Here is a 23,435-nt window from a genome sequence, read left to right as displayed (position 1 = left end):
GGAGGGCGGAAAGCCCGCTTTTACCTGCATCAAGATAATCGACGGTGTATTAGGTCACGCGATCGATAACGACAACACGGGTTGACCGCTGAGTTAAGGAGCGAGACAATCAACCGCACCTTAAGAGCCAAGAGGTCCGAAATGGCTTATAAAACTCTGCTGACTGTTCTGACTGATAGCAGTATCGCCAAGGCACCGCTGGAACATATCATTGCACTGGCCACAGCGCAGGATGCCCATGCTGCGGTCTTGTGTCTGGGCGTCGATCGTACCCAGACCGGATATTACTATGCTGGCGCCAACGCCGTAATCATTCAGGAAACACTGAACCGCGCCCGCGCCGAGGCCGGTGACGTTTTGAACCATGTCAAGGACGTGATGGGGCAGTCGGCTGTGCGCTGGTCCGCTGACGAGGGCGTGGCCCAGATCGCAGACCTCAACCGCCACGTGGCCCATCGCGCCCGCTTTACTGATTTGGTTGTGCTGCCGCGCCCCTATGGCGAGAATCGCGGTGGCGAGGTCGAAGCCATAGTCGAGGCCGCCTTGTTCGAGGGCGATGCGCCGGTCTTGGTGGTCCCTGACGAGGGGGTCGCCAAGGGCAAGCCCGAAAATATTCTGGTCGCCTGGAACGAAAGCGTTGAAGCGATGACCGCCATCCGCCGCGCCCTGCCCTTTCTCACGGCGGCCGAATTGGTGCGCATCGTAATAATTGACCCGCCTTCCCACGGCCCCGAACGCTCGGATCCGGGCGGAATGCTGTCACAGATGCTGACCCGCCACGGCGTCAAATGCGAAATTGACGTTCTCAGCAAGACGATGAACCGCGTTTCCGACGTGCTGAACCGTCACGCGATGGATACTGCATCAGACATGATCGTAATGGGGGCCTATGGCCACTCACGCTTTCGCGAGGCAATTTTGGGCGGCGCGACGCGCAACATGCTGGAAAAATCGGATGTGCCCGTCTTCATGGCGCGTTGATTACCTTTCCGTAGCCAGCCAGCACCCCCACTGGGAATGCTGGTGGCTGAGCTAACCGGCCGCCGCGATCAGGCTGGTGGTATATTCCGTCTGTGGATTGTCAAATAGATCGTCCGCGCTACCGGATTCGACGATATCGCCCTGTTTCATCACAACCATCTTATGTGACATCGCCCGCACCACCCGCAAATCATGGCTGATGAATAGATAGGCCAGCTGATATTTGCGCTGCAGATTGCGCAACAGTTCCACGATCTGCACTTGCACCGTCATGTCCAGTGCGCTGGTCGGTTCATCCAGCACCAGCAGCCGGGGCCGCAGAACCATCGCCCGTGCAATCGCAATTCGCTGGCGCTGACCGCCTGAAAACTCGTGCGGATAGCGGTGCATCATCGCCGGCTCCAGCCCTGTCTCCACCATCGCCTCGGCCACCAGATCGCGCCGGTTACGGTGAGGATCGACCTTATGGATTGTCAGCCCTTCGGCAATGACCTGCTCGCAGGTCATCCGCGGCGACAGGCTGCCGAACGGGTCTTGAAACACGATCTGCATCTCACCGCGCCGTCGCCGCAATTGCCGCGTGGACCATTTGCGCACATCCTGCCCAGCGAAAGTGATACCACCTTCGGAAGCGATCAGCCGCATGAGCGCCAGCGCCAGCGTTGTCTTGCCCGACCCGCTTTCGCCGACAATGCCCAAGGTTTCCCCCGCGCGCACGGAAATGCTCGCGTTGTTAACCGCTTTCACGTGGCCGACGGTGCGCTTTAAAAATCCGCGCTGGATCGGAAACCACACTTTCAAGTTATCGGCGCGCACGATCTCGGGCGCATTCTTATTGACCGCATCAGGATGCCCGGCAGGTTCAGCAGCCAGCAACTTTCGGGTATAAGGATGCTGCGGGCTGGCAAAGAGGTCGGCGGTCGGCCCCGATTCGACAATTTGCCCGTCTTTCATCACACAGACCCGGTCCGCGATGCGGCGCACGATCCCTAGATCATGCGTGATAAACAGCAGCCCGAGATTTTCCTGCTCCTTCAACTCGGCCAGCAATTCGAGAATTTGCGCCTGGATTGTCACATCCAGCGCGGTCGTCGGCTCATCCGCGATCAAGACGTCTGGCTTGTTGGCCAGTGCCATGGCGATCATCACCCTCTGGCGCTGCCCGCCGCTCAACTGATGTGGATAGGCGTCAAGTCGCTCTTCGGGGTCGCGGATGCCGACCCGGTGCAGCAGATCCAATATTCGCGTGCGCGCTTTTTCACCCGCAATCCCCTGATGCAGCGCCAGCGATTCCAGAAGCTGTTTTTCAATGGTGTGCAACGGGTTCAATGAGGTCATCGGCTCTTGGAAGATAAAGCTGATATCGTTGCCGCGCACCTTGCGCAGCAATTTGGCGTCGGCCCCGATCATCTGCTGGTTCTCATAGATCACCGAACCGCTGACCCGCGCTGCATCGCCCAACAGGGAAACTACGGATAATGCCGTGACCGACTTGCCCGAGCCGCTTTCGCCCACCAGCGCCACAGTTTCCCCGCGCGAAAGCGAAAACGACACATCCCGAACAGCTTGCGTGGTTGTTCCATCCTGATGAAACGAAACGCTCAGGTTTTCGACCTGCAAAATAGGCGTCATGAAAAGGTCTTTCTCGGATCGAACGCGTCGCGGATGCCCTCGAAAATGAAGACCAACAGCGACAGCATTATCGCAAAGGTAAAAAACGCAGTGAAGGCCAGCCAGGGCGCCTGAAGGTTCTGTTTTGCCTGAAGCGTCAATTCACCTAATGAGGGCGCCGAGGACGGCAGGCCGAAGCCCAGAAAATCGAGGCTGGCCAGCGCTGAAATCGTCCCGGTGACGATAAACGGCAACATGGTCAGCGTCGCGACCATCGCATTGGGTAACATATGGCGGAACATGATCGTCATATTACTGACGCCCAGCGCCCTGGCGGCGCGCACATACTCCAGATTGCGCGCACGCAGGAACTCGGCCCGCACCACCCCAACCAGCGAGGTCCAGGAAAACAGCACGAGCAGAAACACCAGCAGCCAAAAACTGCGCCCTAAAATCGCGAACATGATGATGATAACGTAAAGTGATGGTGTCGCCTGCCAGATCTCGATCAGCCGCTGGAAGATCAGGTCCAGCCAGCCGCCGAAAAAGCCCTGCACAGCCCCCGCCACAATCCCGATTAAACTCGCCGCGCCTGTCACCATCAGCGTGAACAGGATCGATAGGCGAAACCCATAGATCACGCGCGCCAACACGTCGCGTTTGGTATCATCCGTGCCCAACAGGTTTTGCCCGTTCGGCGGCAGGGGCGCAGCCCCCGGTCGGTCCACCGTCGTGCGGAAGGAATATGGAATCGGCGGCCAGATGGTCCAGCCCTGCTCGATCTCTTCGCCATCCACCGCCCCGTTGGCCGCCTGTTCTATGATCCCTTCCGGGTCGTCAAAACACGCGTCGAGCCCCCCGGATTCGATCAGGCACTGCACTTCGGGATCGCGATAGATCGCCTCCGTCTTGAAGTCGCCGCCAAATTCGGTTTCGGGATAGAACTTGAAAATCGGAACGTAATAACTGCCCCGATATTGAACCAAGATCGGCTTATCATTGGCGATGAACTCCGCGAACAGCGATAGTCCGAACAGAAGTGTGAAGATCCAGAGCGACCAGAACGCCCGCCGGTTGCGCCGGAAATTGCGCCAGCGCCGTGCGTTCAGCGGCGACAGAAACCGCCCCCCCGGCGCGATTGGCCTATCGCCGGTCTCGCTTGCCCGCCCTGCCGGTCCCGGGCGCTGATCAGATGCCATCGGCGGAACGTTTCGAGCCATTCGCCTCAACCCTCGCGTTTCTCAAAATCGATACGCGGATCCACCAGCACATACATGATATCCGAGATTATCCCCACGATCAGGCTCATCAACCCGAAGATAAACAGCGTTCCGAAGATCACCGGGTAGTCCCGCGCGACTGCCGCTTCGAATCCCAACCGGCCCAACCCGTCCAACGAGAAAATGGTTTCGATAATGATCGAACCGGAGAAGAAGATCCCGATGAAGACCGCCGGAAATCCCGCGATCACGATCAACATCGCGTTTCGAAAGACGTGACCATACAGCACATTACGCTCCGACAGCCCTTTCGCCCGGGCGGTCATGACATAATGTTTCTTGATCTCGTCCAGAAAACTGTTCTTGGTCAATAACGTCAATGTGGCAAAGGCCGAAATCGTGCTGGCCAGAACCGGCAGGGTGATATGCCAGAAATAATCTGCGACTTTGCCCATCAGGCTTAGCTCCGACCAGTTATCGCTGGTCAGCCCCCGCAGCGGAAATATCTGCCAGTATGAGCCGCCCGCAAACAGCACCAGCAACAGGATCGCAAATAGGAAACCCGGAATTGCATAGGCCACGATGATCGTTGCACTGGTCCAGGTGTCAAACCTGCTGCCATCCTTGACCGCCTTACGGATCCCTAGCGGAATCGACACCAGATAGGCGATGACCGTCGACCACAGGCCGAGACTGATCGAAACCGGCATTTTTTCCAGCACAAGATCAATCACGCTGATCGAGCGGAAATAGCTGGTGCCAAAATCCAGCCGCATATAGTTCCACAACATGTTGAGGAACCGCTCCAGCGGCGGTTTGTCGAACCCGAACTCGCGCTCAAGCTCGGCGATGAATTCTGGCGGCAGTCCGCGCGCACCGATATAGCGTTCGCTCGCTCCGCCCGCCTGTGTCGCCACATCGGCCCCACCGCCGGCAAAGCCCTCGAACACATCGCCGCCGCCCTCCATCCGGGCGATGACTTGTTCGATCGGTCCGCCCGGCACGAACTGTACCAGCGTGAAATTGATGATCATGATGCCCAGCAGCGTCGGAATGATCAGCAGCAGGCGTCGGGCGATATAGGCTCCCATGAATCAGCGCACCGCCCCAGCCGCCCGCAACGCCGCCGCTTTTTCCGCATCGATCCACCACAGATCCTCAACGCCCAATGCGTATGGCGGCAAGGGATCGGGCTGTTCATACATATCCCAATAGGCGACCAGATATTTGCCCAGATACCAAGTCGGCACCATGAACCGGCGGTCGCGCAATATCCGGTCGAGCGCACGCACGTTTGCGGTCAGTTCCTCGCCATCTGTTGCCGCAACGATGTTGTCGATCAGCGCCTCAATGGCCGGGCCATGAACCCCGGAAGGGTTGAATACCGAAAATGCCGCCGCCTCGGTGCCGAATTGCTGGTAAAGCCCGGTGGAGGGCTGCAGTGACGACTGATAGACCCCTGAAATTATGTCGAAATCCCGCTCACGCCGGCGCAGGGTGTATTGCGCATCATCAATCCGGTTATAGCGCGCATCGATTCCCATCGCGCGCAGATTGTCGACAAACGGCACCGCGATCCGGTCCAATACCGGATCGTCCGAAAGGAATTCGATCCGCAAGGTCTGCCCCTTGTCATTGCGCCGCAAACCGTCCTTGCCGACCGGCCAGCCCGCTTGGTCCAACAACTTCATCGCGCGGCGCATGTTGCGACGATCGTTCTGTCGGTCGGCCGCGCTGGCATGGGCGCTCACCGGTTCGCTGGTCAAAATCGCAGGGTCGATCTTGTCGCCCAGCGCTTGCAATATCTCCAGCTCCCGCCCTTCAGGTACGCCCCTCGCCTCAAGCGGCGTGCCCTCCCAAAAGGAATGCCGTTGCTGGAACAGCCCGTATTGCAGGCTCTCGTTGGTCCACTCAAAGTTGAAGGCCAGTTGCACCGCTTCGCGCACCTGCGGGTCCTGAAATTGCGGCCGGTCCATATTCATGATGAAGCCAGCGGCATTTGGCACATTGCCATCTGCCAGTTCTTTCTTCGCGACGTGGCCCTGCTGGACCGCCGGGAAATCATAGGCTGTCGCCCAGCTCTTCGAGTTGTTCTCCTGCCGGAAGGTGTATTCAGCGGCTTTGAACGCCTCCATCGCGGCGATGGAATCGCTGAAATATTCGATCCGGATGCTGTCGTAATTGTGCCGCCCGACATTCACATTGAGATCATTCCCCCAATAATCAGGATTGCGTTTGTAGACGATCCGGCGGTTTATATCATAAACATCCAGTATATAGGGGGCAGAACCGATCCCGGGCTGCATTCGCGGTTTGTCCAGACGCCGGTTTTCGGGATCGGCCTCGAACCACGCCTTGGAAAAGATCGGTGTGCCGCCGACTTGCGTGATCAGCGCCCGGCGCGGAATGTCTGAGGCGAAATAGAACTTCACGCGATGCGGGCCCAGCGCCTCGGCCTTGGGAATGCGCTTTCGCACCGCCTCGGCATAGGATTGCAGGCCCTGATCCAGCAGGATCTCATGCGAGAACACCACATCATCAGCGGTGATCGGTGTCCCGTCAGAAAACCGCGCCTCGGGCCGCAGATTGAAGATCACCCAATCTTGACTTTCGGGATATTCCAGGCTCTCGGCAACCAGCCCGTAGTAAGAGGCCGGCTCGTCATAGGATGGCACCAGCAGCGATTCATACTGCTCCCCCGAGCGCAAACCGGCGCGCCCTTGGCGCGTATAGGGATTGAAACTGTCGAATGTGCCTTGCGCAGCATAGGACAGTTCCCCGCCCTTTGGGGCCTGCGGGTTCACATAATCGAAATGCGCAAACCCCTCCGGATATTTCAGATTACCAAACTCGGAAAAGCCGTGGCTCTTGATGACCTCTTCTTGTGCGAACGCGGCCGATGCCCCCAGCACTGTCAACATTGCCAAACCCAGCACCGCCAGGATCCGGCAGAAATAATACGATAGCCCGATGGTGGCGTGACGGACAGGGATCATCAAGGACTTCCTCCGGTTGGCTGAGCAATGCTGTGTCCACTTCTAGTGCCGATACAAGCCCCTGGTCCAGCCCTCCTAGGTTCAAGGTACAAAACCGTGAACGCATCTTTCTGGTGTGCAATACTCTGGGGTTTGGGGCAAAGCCCCAACTCCCGACTGTTCATCCATGCCATGAATGCAACAAGGGGGCGCTGCCCTGCGCAACGCCCCCTTGCATACTACTTCCTACTTCCCAAAATCAGTTGCTCAGGCTGTCCAGATAGCCAATCACGTTGATGCGCTCGTCTTCCTTGGCAAGACCGGCGAAGCTCATCGAGGTACCGGGAACGACATCGCGGGGCTTGGTCAAAAACTCGTCCAGCCGCTCGGGCGTCCAATCACCGCCGTATTCCTTCATCGCTCCCGAATAATTAAAGCCCTCGGCGCTCGCCACCGGGCGTCCGACCACGCCGTTAAGATAGGGGCCGACGCCGTTCCGGCCTTCTTCCAGCTTGTGGCAGGCGGCGCATTTTTTGAAGGCCCGCTCGCCTTTCTTCAAATCGGCGCTGGCCAGCATCCCGCTGGCGGCTGCGGGGGCTGCGTCCTGTACGGCAGCCTCGTCGCTCGTGCCCGTCTCTTCGCTCACGTCCTCGGTTGGCGTTGCTTCAGGCGCTTCGCTGACGGGAGCCTCAATCTTGTAGGGCGCGTCCGAATTTTCGTTCAAAAAAGCAATCAAGTTTACGCGGTCAGACTCTTTGTTCAAACCGGCAAAGCTCATTGATGTACCGGGGATAGCGGCACTGGGTTTGGTCAGAAACTCGTCCAGAAGCTCAGGTGTCCACTCTCCGCCATGGCTGGCCATTGCGTCCGAATAGCCAAATCCGTCGGCCGAGGCGACTTCGCGACCCACAACGCCATAGAGATAGGGACCAGCGCTGTTCGCGCCTTTGTCCAGCTTGTGACAGGCAGCGCACTTCTTGAAGACATTTGCCCCCTTGTCGGCATCAGCGCTGGCCATCACTTCGGCAAAGGAGACTTCCTCACCTGCATCGACAACTTCTTCCTCCCCCGCATCGATCACATAGGCCGCTGCACCGGCGCTTTCGACGTGGTATAGTGAATCTGCTGCCCATTTACCCAGAAGAAACACCAGCAAGGCGCAGAGGAAGCCACCGGCCGCTTTGGTCAAGGTCATCGTATCCATAAGGTCGCGTGTCCTGTTGATCTGTTTCGGACGCTGTCTAAGCCTTCCCCTCGCCTTAGGCAAGATATAGACAGCGAGACTATACACTCTAATCCCAATCTGTTGCACGGAAACCGACCATGACAAACCGTATCGCCTTTCAGGGTGAACCCGGCGCCTACAGCCATCAGGCCTGCCGCAACGCCCGCCCCGACATGGAGGCGCTGCCGTGCCGCACCTTCGAGGATGCCATCGACGCGGTGAAATCCGGGCAGGCCGATCTGGCGATGCTACCGGTGGAGAACTCAACCTATGGGCGGGTTGCCGACATCCACACGTTGCTGCCGCAATCAGGCCTGCATATCGTGGATGAATCGTTCCTGCGGGTGCATATCAACCTGCTTGGCGTGCCCGGCGCGGCTTTAAGCGGCATCACCCATGCGATGAGCCACACGGTTCTGCTGGGCCAGTGCAAAGACTTTCTCGCACGTCACAGCATACACCGTATTATTGGGGCCGACACTGCCGGCTCGGCGCAGCATGTCTCGCAAAAAAGAGATGCAAACCTGGCCGCGCTGGCCAGTCCGCTCGCCGGTGACATCTATGGGCTGGACGTTTTGGCCGAACATATCGAGGACAATTCCAACAACACCACGCGGTTTCTGGTCATGTCGCCCAGCGCCGATACGTCACGGCGCGGCGCGCATGGAATGATCACCAGCTTCGTTTTTGAAGTGCGCAATATCCCCGCCGCGCTTTACAAGGCCATGGGCGGATTCGCGACCAATGGCGTCAACATGACCAAGCTGGAAAGCTATATGGTTGGCGGATCATTCACCGCAACCCAGTTCTATGCCGATATCGAAGGCCACCCCGACGATGCCAATGTGCAACTGGCAATGGACGAACTGGATTATTTCACCACGAACATCGAGATTCTTGGCGTCTATCCGGCCGATCCCGGACGCTTCTGACCCCCGTCACCTCACGCGCATCAACTGATCCTCGGTGGACTTGGCATATTCCGCCACCTTCAGCTTGAATCGTTTGCTCAAACTGCTTTTTGCAACTTTTAGTGATTGCACAAAGACACGCGCCGAAAATGTCGTGGGGACAAGCTTCAGCGAGACTGCCATCCGTGTGCGCCGCCGCGACAGTGCCAGAAGATTGATCTGCATTGTCGCGTCGACGCCCTCCGATGTCGAGATTACCCGCAAGCCATCCAGCGGATCGCATTCGACCAGATCCAGCCGCGCATCACGGTCCCTGCCCCGCAAGTGGTAACGCACGTCCCAGGCAAGCCCGACACCTTCCGGTGCGGCGGGATCGACGCGGCACACCTCGATCCCTCGGCGCATGGCAAATCTTTCGTAGGTTTCGAAATCTGCTAGCATCCTAAACACCCGATTTACCGAGGCATCGATATCTTCTCTGCTGGAAAATCTCATCGTTCGATCCCGCTTTGGTGTGTTAAGCAGCTTGTAATCTAATCAAGCCTGTCGGCAAGCCAGCTCTCCAACAGAAAGTGCGCGATCGCCCCCTTGCGCGCGGGCCTGATATCGGGGTGATCGCCGGAAAAAATCTGCATCATGTCGTCGCGGCTGACCCACATTGCCTGTTCTATTTCGACCGGATCGATGGTGATTTCGCGCGCCAATGCCTCACCGTAGCATCCAATCATCAGAGACGCTGGAAATGGCCAGGGCTGGCTCGCCAGATAGCTGACCCGCCCCACCGGCACGGCGGTTTCCTCCATCACTTCCCGCCGGACTGCCGCCTCAAGCGTTTCGCCGGGTTCGACAAAACCGGCCAGTAACGAATACATGCCTTCAGGCCAGCCATGTGAGCGCCCCATCAGCACTGAATTACCATAGGTAATCAGCATGATCACTACCGGATCGGTACGCGGAAAATGATGCCCGCGGCAGGTAAGGCAGTTCCGTTGCCATCCGGCATGACTTATCTCGCTTGGCTGCCCACAACGTGCGCAGAACCGGTGCGTGTCATGCCAGCCGATTATCGCCCTTGCGGCGGCGGCCAATTCCGCATCGCGGGGCGAAAGACCAGCCATGAGGCGCCGCAGCTCAGCGAAAACATGGGTTTCGGGCAAAGCCGGGTGCAATTGCTCGGTACAATCGTGAAACCGGTCCATGGCGTCATGATCCAACGCGTCCGGCTCCCACTCGGAAATGTCCTGGGCAAAAATAGGAGCGCCGCCCTCCTCGACCCCCAGCAAAATGGGCCGATCAATAATTCCCCCATGTCTTGCCAATAAAACCGGATGATCAAATGGCAGCAACGCCAGCCGATCGCGCGCATCGCCTTTGAACAATGGCTTGCCCCGCCAAAGCAGAACACAAAGCGCCTCTGGATCGCGGTGCATTCGCGCCAGCGCCTGCGCATCGTCGCGGAGATGCGCCGCTCGGTTCAGACCGGAACCGCCAAACGTCACCCGCTCCGCATCTTTCATCGCTCGCCCCCTATCGCGCTGATTCACTGAATGGCATGCCGCGCCCCCCGCAAATCTATCGCCACCGGTTTGAATTGAGAAGCGCGCGACAGGTGTCGCGATGTCTACTTAAACTTCGGCTGCTAAGATGGGCGCGGGTGCGCGGGGCGCTTGCGAATCCTCTTTCCATCGCCTATGTGGAGGGTGAGAGGTTGGCGCGGGCAGGCGCCTCGCCAACCCGGTCAGGTCCGGAAGGAAGCAGCCGTAACGAGCCCCGCTTGGGTCGTTGTCCAGCCTCTCACTTTCGTTCAGATCGCATTGCGATTTGAACGCGTAAGTGGCCGCTGTGTTTTCAAATAAACCGTGCCGAAAAGCCCAAAAGCTTGAATAGTAACCGCAGCTCTGGGTACGTTCGCCCTACCCCTGTTCAAACGTATCACACGCAGCGATGCTTTTCGCATCAAAGCCGCGCTGGAACCAGTTGGCGCGCTGTTCTGACGTGCCGTGGGTGAATGTATGCGGCTGTGGCACCCGACCAGCACGGCGTTGAAGATGATCGTCGCCGATCTTGCGCGCCGCATTTAGCGCCTCCTCCAGATCACCACGCTCCATCAGCCCATGCACTTGGCTGGCCCATAGGCCGGAGAGACAATCTGCCTGCAACTCCAACCGCACGGTTAACGCGTTTGCCTGTGCCTCCCCCGATTGGCGGCGCACCGCATCGACCTGCTCTAGTATCCCGATTTCGTTCTGCACGTGATGGGCAACCTCATGCGCGATCACGTAGGCACTGGCGAAATCGCCCTGCGCGCCCAATTCGCGCTCGAGCGTCGTGAAAAACGACAGGTCGAGATATGCCTTTTGATCGGCAGGACAATAAAACGGGCCGCTGGCCCCTGATGCCCCGCCACAAGGGCTCTGCGTGACTTCGGAAAACAAGACCAGAACCGGCGGGCGATAGGGCGCATCCAATTGATTAAGGAACACATCTGTCCAGACATCTTCTGTTGTCGCCAACACGCGGCTCGCGAATTCGGCGGCGTGCTGTTCGGCCTCGGTCGGCACATAGGCGCTGCGGCTGTCGCTTTGTGGTTCCGTCAATAACGGCGTCACATCAACGCCGGTGAAATATCCGATCGCCAAAACCACCAGCAACCCGACCCCACCAATGCCGCCTGCACGACCCAGGCTGGAACGCCCACGGCGATCTTCAACATTGCGGCTGCCCCGTATGTTGCACAGTTTCATGTCGTGATGCCTCCCGCCTGTAGGAGGAAACCGCGCAGGGCCCTATCGGTTCCCGCCTCTCACAGATTATCCAGCAACTGCTTTTCCGAGCTGCTGGACGTTGGCCCCCCGCCGCCTTACCCTGCGACCTTGCCACGAATCCGACAGGACCAACATGACAGAGACCCCTGCCCCCGCCTATCAGGTACTGGCGCGCAAATACCGCCCCGAGACATTTGCCGATCTGGTCGGGCAGGATGCAATGGTGCGGACGCTGAAAAACGCGTTTCAAGCAGACCGCATCGCGCAAGCATTCATCATGACCGGCATCCGCGGCACCGGCAAGACGACGACGGCGCGGATTATCGCCAAGGGAATGAACTGTATCGGACCCGACGGCACTGGCGGGCCGACGATTACACCTTGCGGAGGATGCGAGCATTGCGTGGCGATCATGGAAGGGCGCCATGTCGATGTGCAAGAGATGGATGCCGCCTCGCATACCGGCGTCCAGAACATTCGCGACGCGATCATCGAAACAGTGAGTTACCGCGCCGCCAGTGCGCGTTACAAGATATTCATCATCGACGAAGTGCATATGCTCAGCACCTCGGCCTTCAATGCGCTGCTCAAGACGCTGGAAGAGCCGCCTGCGCATGTGAAATTCATCTTTGCCACCACCGAGATTCGCAAGGTACCGGTGACGGTGCTCAGCCGCTGCCAGCGCTTTGACCTGCGTCGGATCGAACCCGAGGACATGATCGCCCTGCTGCGCCGGATCGCGGATGCCGAGGGCGCGCAGATCACCGTTGATGCGCTGGCGCTGATCACCCGCGCCGCCGAGGGGTCAGCGCGAGATGCCACATCGCTATTGGATCAGGCGATTTCGCATGGTGCGGGTGAAACCACTGCGGAAAACATCCGCGCGATGCTGGGTCTGGCCGACCGGGGCCGTGTGCTTGACCTGTTCGACATGATTCTGCGCGGCGATGCAGCGGGGGCGTTAGCCGAACTGTCCGCCCAATACGCCGAAGGGGCCGACCCGCTGGCCGTGCTGCGCGATCTCGCCGAAATCAGTCATTGGATCAGCGTGGTCAAAATCACGCCCGACGCCGCCGATGATCCGACAATCTCGCCGGACGAACGCGCGCGCGGGGTGCAGATGGCACAGGATCTGCCGCTGCGCGTTTTGGCACGGATGTGGCAGATGTTGCTGCGGGCACTGGAAGAGGTCGCCGCCGCGCCCAATGCAATGATGGCGGCGGAAATGGCCGTGATTCGCCTGACGCATGTGGCCGACATGCCCACCCCTGACAGGCTGATCCAGCAATTGCAGGACAACCCGCCGCCACCCCCCGATGGCGGCGGCGGGGGCGGCCAGCTACCCCGTGGCGGCCCGGCCGGGGCGACGACCCAGATGGCTCAGACAAATGGCACCATCAGCAGCTATCAGGGAACTACCGCTGCACAGCCCGCGCCAGCGTTGGATGCCAGCCTTGCGCGTTATCCATCCTTCGATCACGTCATCGAACTGATCCGCGCCCAGCGCGACGTGAAACTTTTGGTCGAGGTCGAAACCGGGCTGCGTCTTGTCAGCTACCAACCCGGGCGGATCGAATTCTGCCCCACCGAGGATGCGCCCGGTGATCTGGCGCAGCGCCTGGGCAGCGCGTTGCAACGCTGGACCGGCAACCGATGGGCAATCAGCGTGGTGTCCTCGGGCGGCGCACCGACCATTGCCGAAACCCGTGATGCAGCCGAAAATGAATTGCGCGAACAGGCCAGCGCCCACCCGATGGTGCAGGCGGTGATGGCGTGTTTTCCCAAGGCGCACATCACCGATATCCGCACGCAGGAAGAGATTGCCGCCAGCGTGATGGATGAGGCCCTGCCCGAGGTCGAAGACGAATGGGATCCGTTCGAGGATGAATGAACTGCGCCCCTTGTGAGCGCCACCCTTCGCACGTATCTGTCAGACAACCCAAAACCGAGGAGAGGGCACATGCTCAAAGGACTAGGCGGACTTGGCGATATGTCCAAGATGATGAAAGCCGCGCAGGAAATGCAGACCAAGATGGCGCAACTGCAGGAAGACATGCATAACCTGATTGTTGAGGGTGAATCCGGCGCGGGCCTGGTCAAGGCGACTTGCACCGCCAAGGGTGAGCTGAAATCACTGGATATCGATCCGTCGATCTTCAACAGCGACGACAAGGAAGTGGTCGAAGACCTGATCCTTGCCGCCATCAAGGATGCCCAGACCAAAGCCAGCGAAAAGGCTCAAGAAGAAATGGGCAAGCTGACCGAGGGCATGGGTCTGCCCAAGGACATGAAGCTGCCATTCTAAGGCGGTTTCCTATCTCACCATTTGGATTTTATGCCCGCGATGTCATCCAATGACTCCATCGAGGCCCTGATCGAACTGATGGCCCGGCTGCCGGGACTCGGACCGCGCTCGGCCCGGCGGGCGGTGCTGCATTTGATCCGTAAACGCGGACCGTTGCTGTCGCCGCTGGCCGATGCGATGCGGCAAGTCGCCGATTCCGCGCGGGAATGCCTGAACTGTGGCAATATTGGTACCGCCGATATTTGCGACATCTGCACATCGAACAAACGCGCCACCGGACAGATCTGCGTTGTTGAGGATGTCGGCGATCTGTGGGCGATGGAGCGCGCCGGCGTGTTTAAGGGCCGCTATCATGTTCTCGGCGGCACCTTGTCGGCGTTGGATTCCGTTGGCCCTGAGGAACTGCGCATTCCCCGCCTGATTGACCGCATCCCAGCCGAAGAAGTGACCGAGGTGATTCTCGCGCTGAATGCCACCGTCGACGGGGTCACCACGGCCCATTATATCGCTGACCGGCTGCAGGGTCAGGTGCGCCTGACTTCTTTGGCGCAAGGTGTGCCGATCGGGGGCGAACTGGACTATCTGGATGACGGCACCATCACCGCCGCACTGAACGCTCGCAAAGAGATTTTGTAAGACCTTCGCGAGAAGCTTCCAATACCACCTGCGCTATTTGGACGCGGTACCTGCGCTCCCAAAAATGCAATCTTCACTACTCGTTATTTCTATACGTTTTGCCATTTACACTGGTGCAGGGAACCGGCGATTCCCCGTACAGCGGGGCATCGGCGGCCGATCTTACCCCGAATCCGACAAGAGCGTTAACCACGCTGACTGGCCCTCGACATCCCCCTGAAAACAGAGCATCTGAGGCAAACGTAATTTCATTGCTGTTATGTATACCAAATATTTTAATTGATTTTAAAAATATGGTGTACCACACTCCAAAACACCAAGCCTATCGCGTCTGGAAAGGGGAGGTTCCTGCCTAAGCGTGACAGCCTTGCCGAAAAAATCGGACGACAATATCGCTACCTGTGCCGCAAAACCACTACAGGCCATGCATCTGAGAGGTCGTGCCGAAATAACGTGGAGGAGAAATAACTTGAGCTCGATAACAACAGAAACCCCAAAACGAGAAGCCGTCCCCGACGCTGGGGCTATCCCCGAAGTCCCTCCGGTCGAGCAGTCCCGTGATATCTTTATTGATGCGCCGGGCACGACCCTCAAAGATACTTGGAAAAACGCCGGCCCCGGCATTGCGGCCGCCATGACCGGCATCGGCGCAAGCCACATTATGCACGGCCCGACGGCAGGGGCGCAGTTTGGCTATGCCCTGCTATGGATCATTCCGGCAGCCTATCTTCTGAAATACTGTGCGTTCGAATTCGCCCATCGCTATACCATGGTTAAGGGCGAAAGCGTCATGGAAGCCTATGGCCGGGTCGGCAACTGGCCGTTCTGGTACCTTGGCTTCCAATCCTTGGCCAACACCTTTGGTATTGCCGGGCGTGCCTTGGGCTGCGGTGCCATGCTTTGGGCAGCTTTTCCATTCATGCCGCTTGAAGCATGGTCGATGACAGCACTGATTCTCAGTGTGGCGATCCTCTGGGCAGGCAAGTACGCCGCTCTGGAGAACGCCGTCAAAATCGCGATCATCGTATTTGCGCTGTCGTCCTTCGTTGCCTTTGCCTTGCAGGCACCGCCACCGGGCGAATATATGTCACGCCTGCTGCCCACCCTGCCGCCAATCGGCGCGATGCTGATATTTGGCGCCATGTGGGGCTACTTCCCGACCACCGTCGAAGTTGCACCCATGCAGTCAAACTGGGCGGTCGAAAAGAAAAGCGGCATGGTCTACGTTCGCGAAATGCGCGAAAAAGGCTACAACGTCGAACTGCACCCCGACTATATGAAGAACTCCATGACGCTGTATCGTCGTGATATGAACACGTCCTACATCATTGCGATGCTGACCGGGATGGTGTTCCTGATTGTGGGTGCCGTGGTTCTCAAGCCCCTGGGTCTGATCCCCGCTAAGCAGGAAATGGGTTTGACCATTGCGCGCATCTACACCGACACGTTCGGCGCTTGGATCTTTCCGGTCATCATCGCCGGGGGCGTTGCAGCGCTGTTCTCGACTATTCTGACCTATTTCGACGGGCAGGCCCGAGTGTTTGAGGAGTGCTGTGTCCGCCTGAAAACAAGCTGGGACGACCCTCGCACTCGCAAGCTGATTCACCGAGGCTTTCAGGTCCTTTGGATCATCGGCGGGGCTGCGATCATGTTTGGCATGCCGCGTCCGATCCTCGTGGTTCAGATCGCGTCTGTCATGGCTCTGGTCTTTTCGCCGATTATTTACTGGTTGACTGTCAAAGCCATCACCGATGGCTTCCAAAGCCCCGAAGAGCGCGAACATCTGCCCGGTCGGTTCCTGATGAGCCTGGCCTGGGTCGGTATTTTCGGACTTGGGCTGATCAGCCTTTACGTTTTGTATATGATGTTCAGTATGTAAAACCGGTCAGTTTTGGCAATTTGGTTTTCAACAAAGATCGCGCCACGGCAAGTACGTGGCGCGATTTTCTTTTACCGGCTTCGAATCAACAACTTACAACCTGCCAAAGCTTGTGGGTTGGCCATGCTTGAAGATTTTACGTTCTCAAGATTCCGGAACAAGCGCAGCCATTTGCGGGAACAGGTCGACCGACCCGAATCCACGGACATAGGAAGCACAACCGAAATTTGATGCCTAGTTAGAGTGCCGATTGCGACCGGGCGAACAACGCGGTCACGTTGGCAGGTTATAACTCGATCACCTGCACCGTCTGGCCATTCGCGGCCAAGGCGATCTCGCCATCACAGAGGCGCAATGCATCTGCCCCGAACACCTCATGGCGCCAGCCGGTCAGCGCCGGCATGTCGCGCAACCCGGCTGCAATTGCATCCAGATCCGCGCTCGGGGCGATCAGGCGCGCAGCGACACCCGAACTTTCGGTCTTGGATTTCAGCAAGACCCGCAACAAGTCAGCGAGCGCCGGATTGACCTGCAGCTTTTCCCGGCTGCGATCCGGCTTGGGCATTTCCTCGGTCGGGCAGTTCACGCCACGTTCGACTGCGGCCAGAATGCCCTCGGCAATCGTCCCGCGCCGGGCTTCGCGCAGCAGCAGGCGCAGACCACCCAGATCAGCCATTGTGCGCGGCTTCGCCGTGGCCAGTTCAATCAGCGCGTCATCCTTGAACACCCGGTTGCGCGGAATGTTGTTATCTTGCGCATGGCGTTCGCGAAAGGCGGCCAGCTCCCGCACGACGGCCAGAAACTTGGGCGTAATGGTGCGGGTCTTGACCCGTTTCCATGCCTCTTCGGGACGGGTGAAATAGGTTTCCGGATCAGTCAGACTCTGCAATTCTTCAGCCACCCAACGAGTCCGGCCACTACGTTCCAGCTCTGCGGCAAGATGCTCATAGATTTGCCGCAGATGCGTCACATCGGCCAACGCATAGGCCTTCTGGCTATCGCGCAGCGGACGCCGCGACCAATCGGTGAACCGCGAGGATTTGTCGACCGAACCGCGCGTGATCTTGCGCACCAGTGTTTCATATCCCGCCTGCTCGCCGAAACCGCAAACCATCGCCGCGACCTGCGTATCGAACAGCGGCTTGGGGAAAACCCCCGCCTCCACCCAGAAGATTTCCAGATCCTGTCGCGCCGCGTGGAACACCTTGACCACACTCTCATCACGGAACAGATCGTAAAGTGGCTCGAGCGAGAGGCCCTCGACCAGCGGATCGACCAACACCGCATTTTCCTCATGGGTTCCCGGCATGGCCAGTTGCACCAGACACAGCTTTGAATAAAACGTGCGCTCGCGCATGAACTCGGTATCGACGGTGACATAATCGTGCTGTCGCGCCTCTTCGCAAAAGGCGGCCAGGTCTTGGGTCGTGGTAATGGTTTTCATCTGCTGTCTTTTTGTTGTGGTCAGGGCAGGTGAAATGAACTGTTCCGCGCCCTGCTACTCGGTCATAAAACAGGGTCGCGGAATTTAAAAGCACCGACGCCGTATTTGAGCGTCATTTCAGGTAAAGCGGTGCCCGATTCCCTTGCACAAACCGCTTCAGCACCGCCGGGTAAAGCCGGTGCTCCTGTTCCAGCACCCGCGCGGTCAGAGTTTGGGCGGTGTCCTGCTCCAAAACCGGAACCCGCGCCTGCCCCAGAATCGGGCCATCATCCAGTGCGCCCGTTACCTGATGGACGGTGCAGCCATGTTCGCTGTCTCCGGCGGCAAGCGCGCGAGTATGGGTGTGCAAGCCGCGATATTTCGGCAAGAGCGACGGGTGGATGTTCAACATCCGGCCCTGCCAATGCGTGACGAAACCGGGCGTCAGCACCCGCATGAAACCGGCAAGGCAGATGATATCCGGATTTGCTGCTTCGAGCGGCCTCATCAGGGCCGCCTCGAAAGCGGCGCGATCACCGGCAAAGGGGCGATGATCGACTGCTGCAATCGGCACACCGCGTTGTGAGGCATGAACCAATCCGGCCGCATCCGGCTCGTTTGACAGCACCAGACAGGGCCGCGCGGGATGGTCGCCGCGCATGCTGTCTAGCAGGGCAAGCATGTTGGACCCGCCGCCGGAAATCAGGATCGCAACGCGCCGGGCGCTCACCGCAGCGCGCCCTCATAGATCAGGCCCGGTTGATCGGTAACGGTGCCAAGGCGTCGGACGGTTTCGCCCGCCCGCTCCAACAGTTCTGTCAAGGTATCGGCGCGGGCGGGATCACAAACCAGAACCATTCCGATTCCGCAGTTGAAAGTTTTAAGCATCTCGGCCTCGGCGATCCCGCCAACGCTGGCAAGCCAGTTAAACACCGGCGGCAGCGTCCAGCCAGTCAGGTCGATCTGCGCGCCCATGCTGTCGGGCAGCACTCGGGGCAGGTTTTCGGTCAGCCCGCCGCCGGTGATATGGGCCAATGCATGCACCCCACCCGCCCGAATCGCAGCCAACGCTTGTTTGACATAAAGGCGTGTCGGCGTCAGCAGCGCCTCCCCAAGCGCCCCTTCACCGAACGGAGATTTGGCGTCCCAGTCCAGCCCGGACACCTCAACAATGCGGCGCACCAACGAATAACCGTTTGAATGAACCCCATCGCTCGCCAGTCCCAGCACTACATCACCGGGAGCCACTTCGGCAGGCAACACCGTACCGCGCTCCATCGCACCGACAGCAAAGCCCGCAAGGTCGAAATCGCCTGCCGGATACATGCCAGGCATCTCGGCGGTTTCGCCACCGATCAGGGCGCATCCGGACTGTTCGCAACCGCGTGCGATGCTTTCGACAATCCGCGCCGCCTGATCGGTCTCCAGCTTGCCGGTGGCGAAATAGTCGAGAAAGAACAGCGGCTCGGCCCCTTGGCACACCAAATCGTTAACGCACATCGCCACCAGATCGACGCCCACGCCGTCAATATTTCCGGTATCGATCGCAATCCGCAGTTTGGTGCCAACGCCATCGGTCGCCGCGACCAGAACCGGATCCGAATAGCCGGCTGCCTTCAGGTCGAACAGCGCGCCAAACCCGCCCAGCCCGCTGACCACGCCGGAGCGCGCGGTGCGTTTGGCCGCCGGTTTGATCCGCTCTACCAATGCGTTGCCTGCATCGATATCCACGCCTGCATCGGCATAGGTCATACCGGTTTTTTCTGTCGTCATCGCCTTGTTTCCCTTGACCGCCTCTGGCGCAAATTACCGCATTTCGGCATTACGTTTGATCACGCTTTTCTACCTCTCATCGCACTGAGGGGCAATTCGTGATGCTTTGTTTCGCCGTGAAAAGTCGCAACGCTGTAGTCGATTGCTTGCAAGCTTGCAACGCTCGGACTTGACGCGGGCGCTGATCATGATACGCACCGTACAGGCGGGCCTGTAGCTCAATTGGTTAGAGCAGAGCGCTCATAACGCTTTGGTTGCGGGTTCAAGTCCTGCCGGGCCTACCATTTGCTTAGTAATGTATACTTTGAATGCAGTTTGCTCCAGAGTTCAGCGAACCTGCGACAGAATTGACGGTGTGAATCGAGCCATATCTTGACTTCGAGAACCACCTAATTTGTTTGACGACAGCCCCTGTCGCACTGATCAAGATGGTTAAGCTAAGCGCTTGATAGTGCTGGAGGCGAGTACCGGAATCGAACCGGTGTTCACGGATTTGCAATCCGCTGCGTCACCACTCCGCCAACTCGCCCTCGTGGTGGGGTTAGGGTCGCCTGCGCTAAATACACTCGCGCATGCTACCAACCGCGACAGCCTTCATGACGTATTTTCAAACCGGCTGCAAGCGCTTTCCACCACTATCGTCACTAAGTTTCGGCAGATGTGCGAAGGCATCTGGCACAACTCAGCAACCTGTCGCAGCCGCGCCGCATATGGGCGAAAAACTGACATCGGGACGTTGCCGGTCCGGTGATGATGTGTCAGAACCATTATAACCGAGTGAACAAACGGGTTTTACAATGACTGACTTTGTCGCGCGTCGCAACATCATGGTGGATACACAGGTTCGCCCCTCAGATGTCACGCGGTTTCCGATCATTCAGGCGATGCTGGACATCCCGCGTGAAAAGTTCGTCCCCAACAACCAGCGCGAAGCGGCCTATATCGGCGAGAACATCGAGCTCGGTTCGGGACGTGTGCTGCTAGAGCCGCGCACCCTGGCAAAAATTCTCGAAGCCTTGGATGTCAGCGGGTCCGATCTGGTCTTGGATATCGGCAGCGCCTATGGCTATTCATCGGCCGTGATTTCACGCCTTGCGCAGGCTGTCGTGGCGGTGGAATCCGATGAGGCCATGGCCAGTGAAGCCCCTGCCATACTGGCCGAAGTCGGTGCCGACAATGTCGTGGTCCATACTGGTCCGCTGGCTCAAGGCGCAGCCGAACACGGACTCTATGATGTGATCCTTATCCAAGGCGGTGTCGAGGAACTGCCCGCGTCAATAGCGGATCAGCTCAAGGAGGGCGGGCGGATTGCTTGCCTGTTCATGGAGCAAAATCTGGGCATCGTCCGGATCGGCCTGAAGTCCGATGGGGTGCTGGTCTGGCGGTTTGACTTCAACGCGTCTGCGCCGGTTCTTGAAGGGTACGAGAAACAAGAGGCCTTTGCCCTCTGAAGCGGCGGGGCAGCGTCTTCGACAGCGAGCCCGGCAGTTCTTAATCGGGCCAAATGAGGCAGAGGGATACCAATGGGCAGGTCATACACATTGAAGACAGTGAGAATTGCCGCGCTATCTGCAGGGCTGATGCTCGCAGGATTTGTTTCGGGGCAAGCGCGGGCGGACAATCTGGCCGACGCCATGATCGGTGCTTACAATACCAGCGGCCTTCTGGAACAGAACCGCGCGCTGCTGCGCGCCGCTGATGAGGACGTGGCGCAAGCGGTTGCGACCCTGCGTCCGATAATCGACTGGACGGCGTCGGTGACACGCACTGACCGTCGCGGAAGTAGCACCCAAACCAGCTTTCTGGGCCTGACTGCCGAATTGTTGCTATTTGACAGCGGCGGCAGGCGCTATGCGGTCAAGGCGGCAAAGGAAACGGTGCTGGCCACGCGGCAAACCCTGATTTCTGTCGAGCAGCAAATCCTGCTGCGCGCTGTCGCGGCTTATTTCAACGTTGTGCTGCAACAGCAAAACGTAGCACTGCGCGAAAACAACGTGGGCCTTCTGGGCGAGGAATTGCGTGCCGCGCAAGACCGGTTTGAGGTGGGTGAAGTCACCCGCACCGATGTGGCACTGGCTGAATCAAGCCAGGCCGCCGCTCGCAGCAATCTGGCAGCCGCGCGAGGGCAGCTTGACAACGCACGCGCCGAATACCTTGCGGCGGTAGGACACAAACCCAACAATCTGGTGCAGCAACCCAAACTGCCCAGCGCCCCGGCAACATCGGATGCGGCTGTTGCCGTTGCGGTACGCAATCACCCCGACATTCTGGCAGCCCAACGACAGGTGGCGGCGGCGGAGTTGAACATCCGGCAGGCCGAAAGTGCTCTGGGTCCGTCGGTGGCGCTGCGCGGCCAGATCGGTGCGTCAGAAGGCCTGAGCGACTCTGGTTATAATCGCGAAGCTTCCATCTCGCTCAATCTCAGCCAACCAATCTATCGTGGCGGCAGCCTAAATTCACAGATACGCCGCGTCATGGCTACCCGCGACAGCATACGCGCGAACCTTTTGACGGTTCAGGAGAACATTGGACTAACGGCCACCAATGCCTTCGTGCGCTATGAGGTGGCCCGCGCCAGCCTTGCGGCCAGCAATGAACGAATCCGCGCCGCGCAGGTGGCCTTTGACGGTATCCGCGAGGAAGCCAAGCTGGGCGCGCGCACCACGCTAGATGTGCTTCAGGCAGAGCAGGAGTTACTTGATGCCCGCACAGCGCAGATTTCCGCACGCGCCGAAGAATCCATCGCTGCGTTTCAGTTGCTTGCCGCACAGGGTTTGCTGACGGTCGAACATCTGGGCCTTGCCGTACAGGTTTATGATCCCGCGCTGTATTACAATCTGGTCAAGGATGCGCCTGCTCGGACGTCTAAACAAAGCCGGGATCTGGATCGTGTTCTTAAGGCGCTTGGGAAAGAGTGACGTTTCTCTCGTTCTGTTGTGCCAATCACGGGCAACGGTTACACTCGCCCCGAACGCGAAAGGGGTTAAACGATGTCCGATCACGACAAACCCATCGAGATCGAGGATACTCTTTCATCGATACGACGACTTGTAGCCGAAGGGGATCGCCATCGATCGGACGTTGCAGAAGCGGACAGGTCGCATGAAGAGAAGCTTGTTTTAACATCGGCGCTGCGCGTGGCTGATGACTCGGATCAGACGCAGGGTCAAAGCGAGCAAACGATCCCGCTGGTGCTAAACCAGCCAATCCCGTCAGATCCGGCATTGAGCAACGAGAAGGATGCGCCCGAAGCCCACACGGATGATTTCGCTCGCAGTTCAGATCACCCTCCACAGACCCGGTCTTTTGTAGCGCTTAGTTCACGTATCGCAGCGCTGGAAACTGCAATTGCCGAAACCGATGATCAGTGGGAGCCGGACGGCTCAGTTGGAGATGATTATGCCGGGACCGATGTCGGCACGGTCACCCTTCGGCCTGACGCTAACACCGGTGGCGATAGCCCAACCACCCCACAAGCCAGCGCCCCAGATGATGCAATCCGGCCCGACGCACAGCCAGATTTAACGGCTGTGACCGATGCTTTGATGGATTCCGAATCCCTGCAGAAATTGGTGTCGGACATCGTGCATAAAGAATTGCAAGGCGAGGCGGGCCAACGCATTACCCGCACCATCCGCAAGCTGGTGCGCAGGGAGATCCAGCGCGCCATGGCTGCGCAGGGCCTGGATTGAGTGTCGCCCGCCGTCCTCTCTGTCGACAGACGTTAGGGT

At 58.7% G+C, this 23,435-nt stretch carries 20 protein-coding genes, 2 tRNA genes and 1 other RNA gene; 11 read left to right on the top strand and 12 right to left on the bottom strand.

Going from position 1 to position 23,435, the window contains the following annotated elements:
- Window positions 1-141: 141 nt before the first annotated feature.
- The gene (locus JAO82_RS10635) at window positions 142-981 is read left to right on the top strand and encodes a universal stress protein (protein ID WP_198686363.1); all 840 of its coding nucleotides are present in this window, start codon (window positions 142-144) and stop codon (window positions 979-981) included.
- Between the two features lie 51 nt (window positions 982-1,032).
- Here JAO82_RS10635 and JAO82_RS10630 read toward each other — a convergent pair whose 3' ends face one another.
- From JAO82_RS10630 to JAO82_RS14470, 5 genes are all read right to left on the bottom strand, one after another.
- Window positions 1,033-2,613: an ABC transporter ATP-binding protein gene (locus tag JAO82_RS10630; protein WP_198686362.1), complete on the bottom strand. Its 1,581-nt coding sequence runs from the start codon at window positions 2,611-2,613 to the stop codon at window positions 1,033-1,035.
- Window positions 2,610-3,791 carry an ABC transporter permease gene (locus JAO82_RS10625; RefSeq protein ID WP_198686413.1) on the bottom strand — a complete coding sequence of 394 codons (1,182 nt, stop codon included), beginning with the start codon at window positions 3,789-3,791 and terminating at the stop codon, window positions 2,610-2,612. Before JAO82_RS10625 ends, JAO82_RS10630 begins: the two co-directional genes overlap by 4 nt.
- A gap of 26 nt (window positions 3,792-3,817) precedes the next feature.
- Complete coding sequence (locus tag JAO82_RS10620; protein WP_198686361.1) at window positions 3,818-4,903, bottom strand: microcin C ABC transporter permease YejB; 1,086 nt, start codon at window positions 4,901-4,903, stop codon at window positions 3,818-3,820.
- Between the two features lie 3 nt (window positions 4,904-4,906).
- Window positions 4,907-6,808 (bottom strand): extracellular solute-binding protein, encoded by a 1,902-nt coding sequence (locus tag JAO82_RS10615; protein ID WP_198686360.1) that lies wholly within the window; start codon window positions 6,806-6,808, stop codon window positions 4,907-4,909.
- Between the two features lie 238 nt (window positions 6,809-7,046).
- On the bottom strand, window positions 7,047-7,991 hold the full coding sequence (locus tag JAO82_RS14470) for a c-type cytochrome (RefSeq protein WP_198686359.1): 945 nt from the start codon (window positions 7,989-7,991) through the stop codon (window positions 7,047-7,049).
- Between the two features lie 119 nt (window positions 7,992-8,110).
- On the opposite strand from JAO82_RS14470, the gene JAO82_RS10605 reads away from it, so the two are divergent.
- Complete coding sequence (locus tag JAO82_RS10605) at window positions 8,111-8,944, top strand: prephenate dehydratase (RefSeq protein ID WP_198686358.1); 834 nt, start codon at window positions 8,111-8,113, stop codon at window positions 8,942-8,944.
- Window positions 8,945-8,950: 6 nt separating this feature from the next.
- Here the strand turns inward: JAO82_RS10605 and JAO82_RS10600 are convergent, their stop codons facing one another.
- Complete coding sequence (locus JAO82_RS10600; protein ID WP_198686357.1) at window positions 8,951-9,418, bottom strand: SRPBCC family protein; 468 nt, start codon at window positions 9,416-9,418, stop codon at window positions 8,951-8,953.
- A gap of 38 nt (window positions 9,419-9,456) precedes the next feature.
- Window positions 9,457-10,440: an NAD(+) diphosphatase gene (gene nudC, locus JAO82_RS10595; protein WP_198686356.1), complete on the bottom strand. Its 984-nt coding sequence runs from the start codon at window positions 10,438-10,440 to the stop codon at window positions 9,457-9,459.
- A 184-nt stretch (window positions 10,441-10,624) separates the two neighbouring features.
- On the opposite strand from nudC, the gene ffs reads away from it, so the two are divergent.
- Window positions 10,625-10,723, top strand: an RNA gene (gene ffs, locus JAO82_RS10590) — signal recognition particle sRNA small type.
- A 113-nt stretch (window positions 10,724-10,836) separates the two neighbouring features.
- Here ffs and ypfJ read toward each other — a convergent pair.
- Entirely contained in the window at window positions 10,837-11,667 is an 831-nt protein-coding gene (gene ypfJ, locus JAO82_RS10585) for a KPN_02809 family neutral zinc metallopeptidase (RefSeq protein ID WP_198686355.1), read from the bottom strand.
- A 154-nt stretch (window positions 11,668-11,821) separates the two neighbouring features.
- On the opposite strand from ypfJ, the gene JAO82_RS10580 reads away from it, so the two are divergent.
- From JAO82_RS10580 to JAO82_RS10565, 4 genes are all read left to right on the top strand, one after another.
- The gene (locus JAO82_RS10580; protein ID WP_198686354.1) at window positions 11,822-13,579 is read left to right on the top strand and encodes a DNA polymerase III subunit gamma/tau; all 1,758 of its coding nucleotides are present in this window, start codon (window positions 11,822-11,824) and stop codon (window positions 13,577-13,579) included.
- A 69-nt stretch (window positions 13,580-13,648) separates the two neighbouring features.
- Window positions 13,649-13,993, top strand: coding sequence for a YbaB/EbfC family nucleoid-associated protein (locus tag JAO82_RS10575; RefSeq protein ID WP_198686353.1), 345 nt, complete (start codon window positions 13,649-13,651; stop codon window positions 13,991-13,993).
- A gap of 39 nt (window positions 13,994-14,032) precedes the next feature.
- A complete protein-coding gene (gene recR, locus JAO82_RS10570; protein WP_198686352.1) occupies window positions 14,033-14,629 on the top strand; it encodes a recombination mediator RecR in 597 nt (198 codons plus the stop codon).
- Window positions 14,630-15,098: 469 nt separating this feature from the next.
- Window positions 15,099-16,508: an Nramp family divalent metal transporter gene (locus tag JAO82_RS10565; RefSeq protein ID WP_198686351.1), complete on the top strand. Its 1,410-nt coding sequence runs from the start codon at window positions 15,099-15,101 to the stop codon at window positions 16,506-16,508.
- A gap of 286 nt (window positions 16,509-16,794) precedes the next feature.
- Here JAO82_RS10565 and rnd read toward each other — a convergent pair whose 3' ends face one another.
- The 3 genes from rnd to purM form a co-directional block, all read right to left on the bottom strand.
- Window positions 16,795-17,952, bottom strand: coding sequence for a ribonuclease D (gene rnd / locus JAO82_RS10560; protein ID WP_198686350.1), 1,158 nt, complete (start codon window positions 17,950-17,952; stop codon window positions 16,795-16,797).
- Between the two features lie 112 nt (window positions 17,953-18,064).
- On the bottom strand, window positions 18,065-18,661 hold the full coding sequence (gene purN / locus JAO82_RS10555) for a phosphoribosylglycinamide formyltransferase (RefSeq protein ID WP_198686349.1): 597 nt from the start codon (window positions 18,659-18,661) through the stop codon (window positions 18,065-18,067).
- Complete coding sequence (gene purM / locus JAO82_RS10550) at window positions 18,658-19,704, bottom strand: phosphoribosylformylglycinamidine cyclo-ligase (protein WP_198686348.1); 1,047 nt, start codon at window positions 19,702-19,704, stop codon at window positions 18,658-18,660. Before purM ends, purN begins: the two co-directional genes overlap by 4 nt.
- Window positions 19,705-19,911: 207 nt before the next feature.
- Here purM and JAO82_RS10545 point away from each other — a divergent pair.
- Window positions 19,912-19,988, top strand: a tRNA-Ile gene (locus tag JAO82_RS10545).
- Window positions 19,989-20,159: 171 nt separating this feature from the next.
- Here JAO82_RS10545 and JAO82_RS10540 read toward each other — a convergent pair.
- A tRNA-Cys gene (locus JAO82_RS10540) sits at window positions 20,160-20,233 on the bottom strand.
- Window positions 20,234-20,501: 268 nt separating this feature from the next.
- Between JAO82_RS10540 and JAO82_RS10535 the strand changes: the two genes are divergently transcribed.
- From JAO82_RS10535 to JAO82_RS10525, 3 genes are all read left to right on the top strand, one after another.
- Window positions 20,502-21,155, top strand: coding sequence for a protein-L-isoaspartate O-methyltransferase family protein (locus tag JAO82_RS10535; protein ID WP_198686347.1), 654 nt, complete (start codon window positions 20,502-20,504; stop codon window positions 21,153-21,155).
- Window positions 21,156-21,284: 129 nt separating this feature from the next.
- Window positions 21,285-22,622 carry a TolC family outer membrane protein gene (locus JAO82_RS10530; RefSeq protein ID WP_232897346.1) on the top strand — a complete coding sequence of 446 codons (1,338 nt, stop codon included), beginning with the start codon at window positions 21,285-21,287 and terminating at the stop codon, window positions 22,620-22,622.
- Between the two features lie 72 nt (window positions 22,623-22,694).
- The gene (locus JAO82_RS10525) at window positions 22,695-23,396 is read left to right on the top strand and encodes a hypothetical protein (RefSeq protein ID WP_198686345.1); all 702 of its coding nucleotides are present in this window, start codon (window positions 22,695-22,697) and stop codon (window positions 23,394-23,396) included.
- Window positions 23,397-23,435: the final 39 nt, after the last annotated feature.

Origin of the sequence: Pontibaca salina (assembly GCF_016307205.1) — a bacterium.
Lineage (GTDB): Bacteria > Pseudomonadota > Alphaproteobacteria > Rhodobacterales > Rhodobacteraceae > Pontibaca > Pontibaca salina.
Note: the sequence above shows the minus strand (reverse complement) of the source record. Positions and strands in the feature narration are given on the sequence as shown.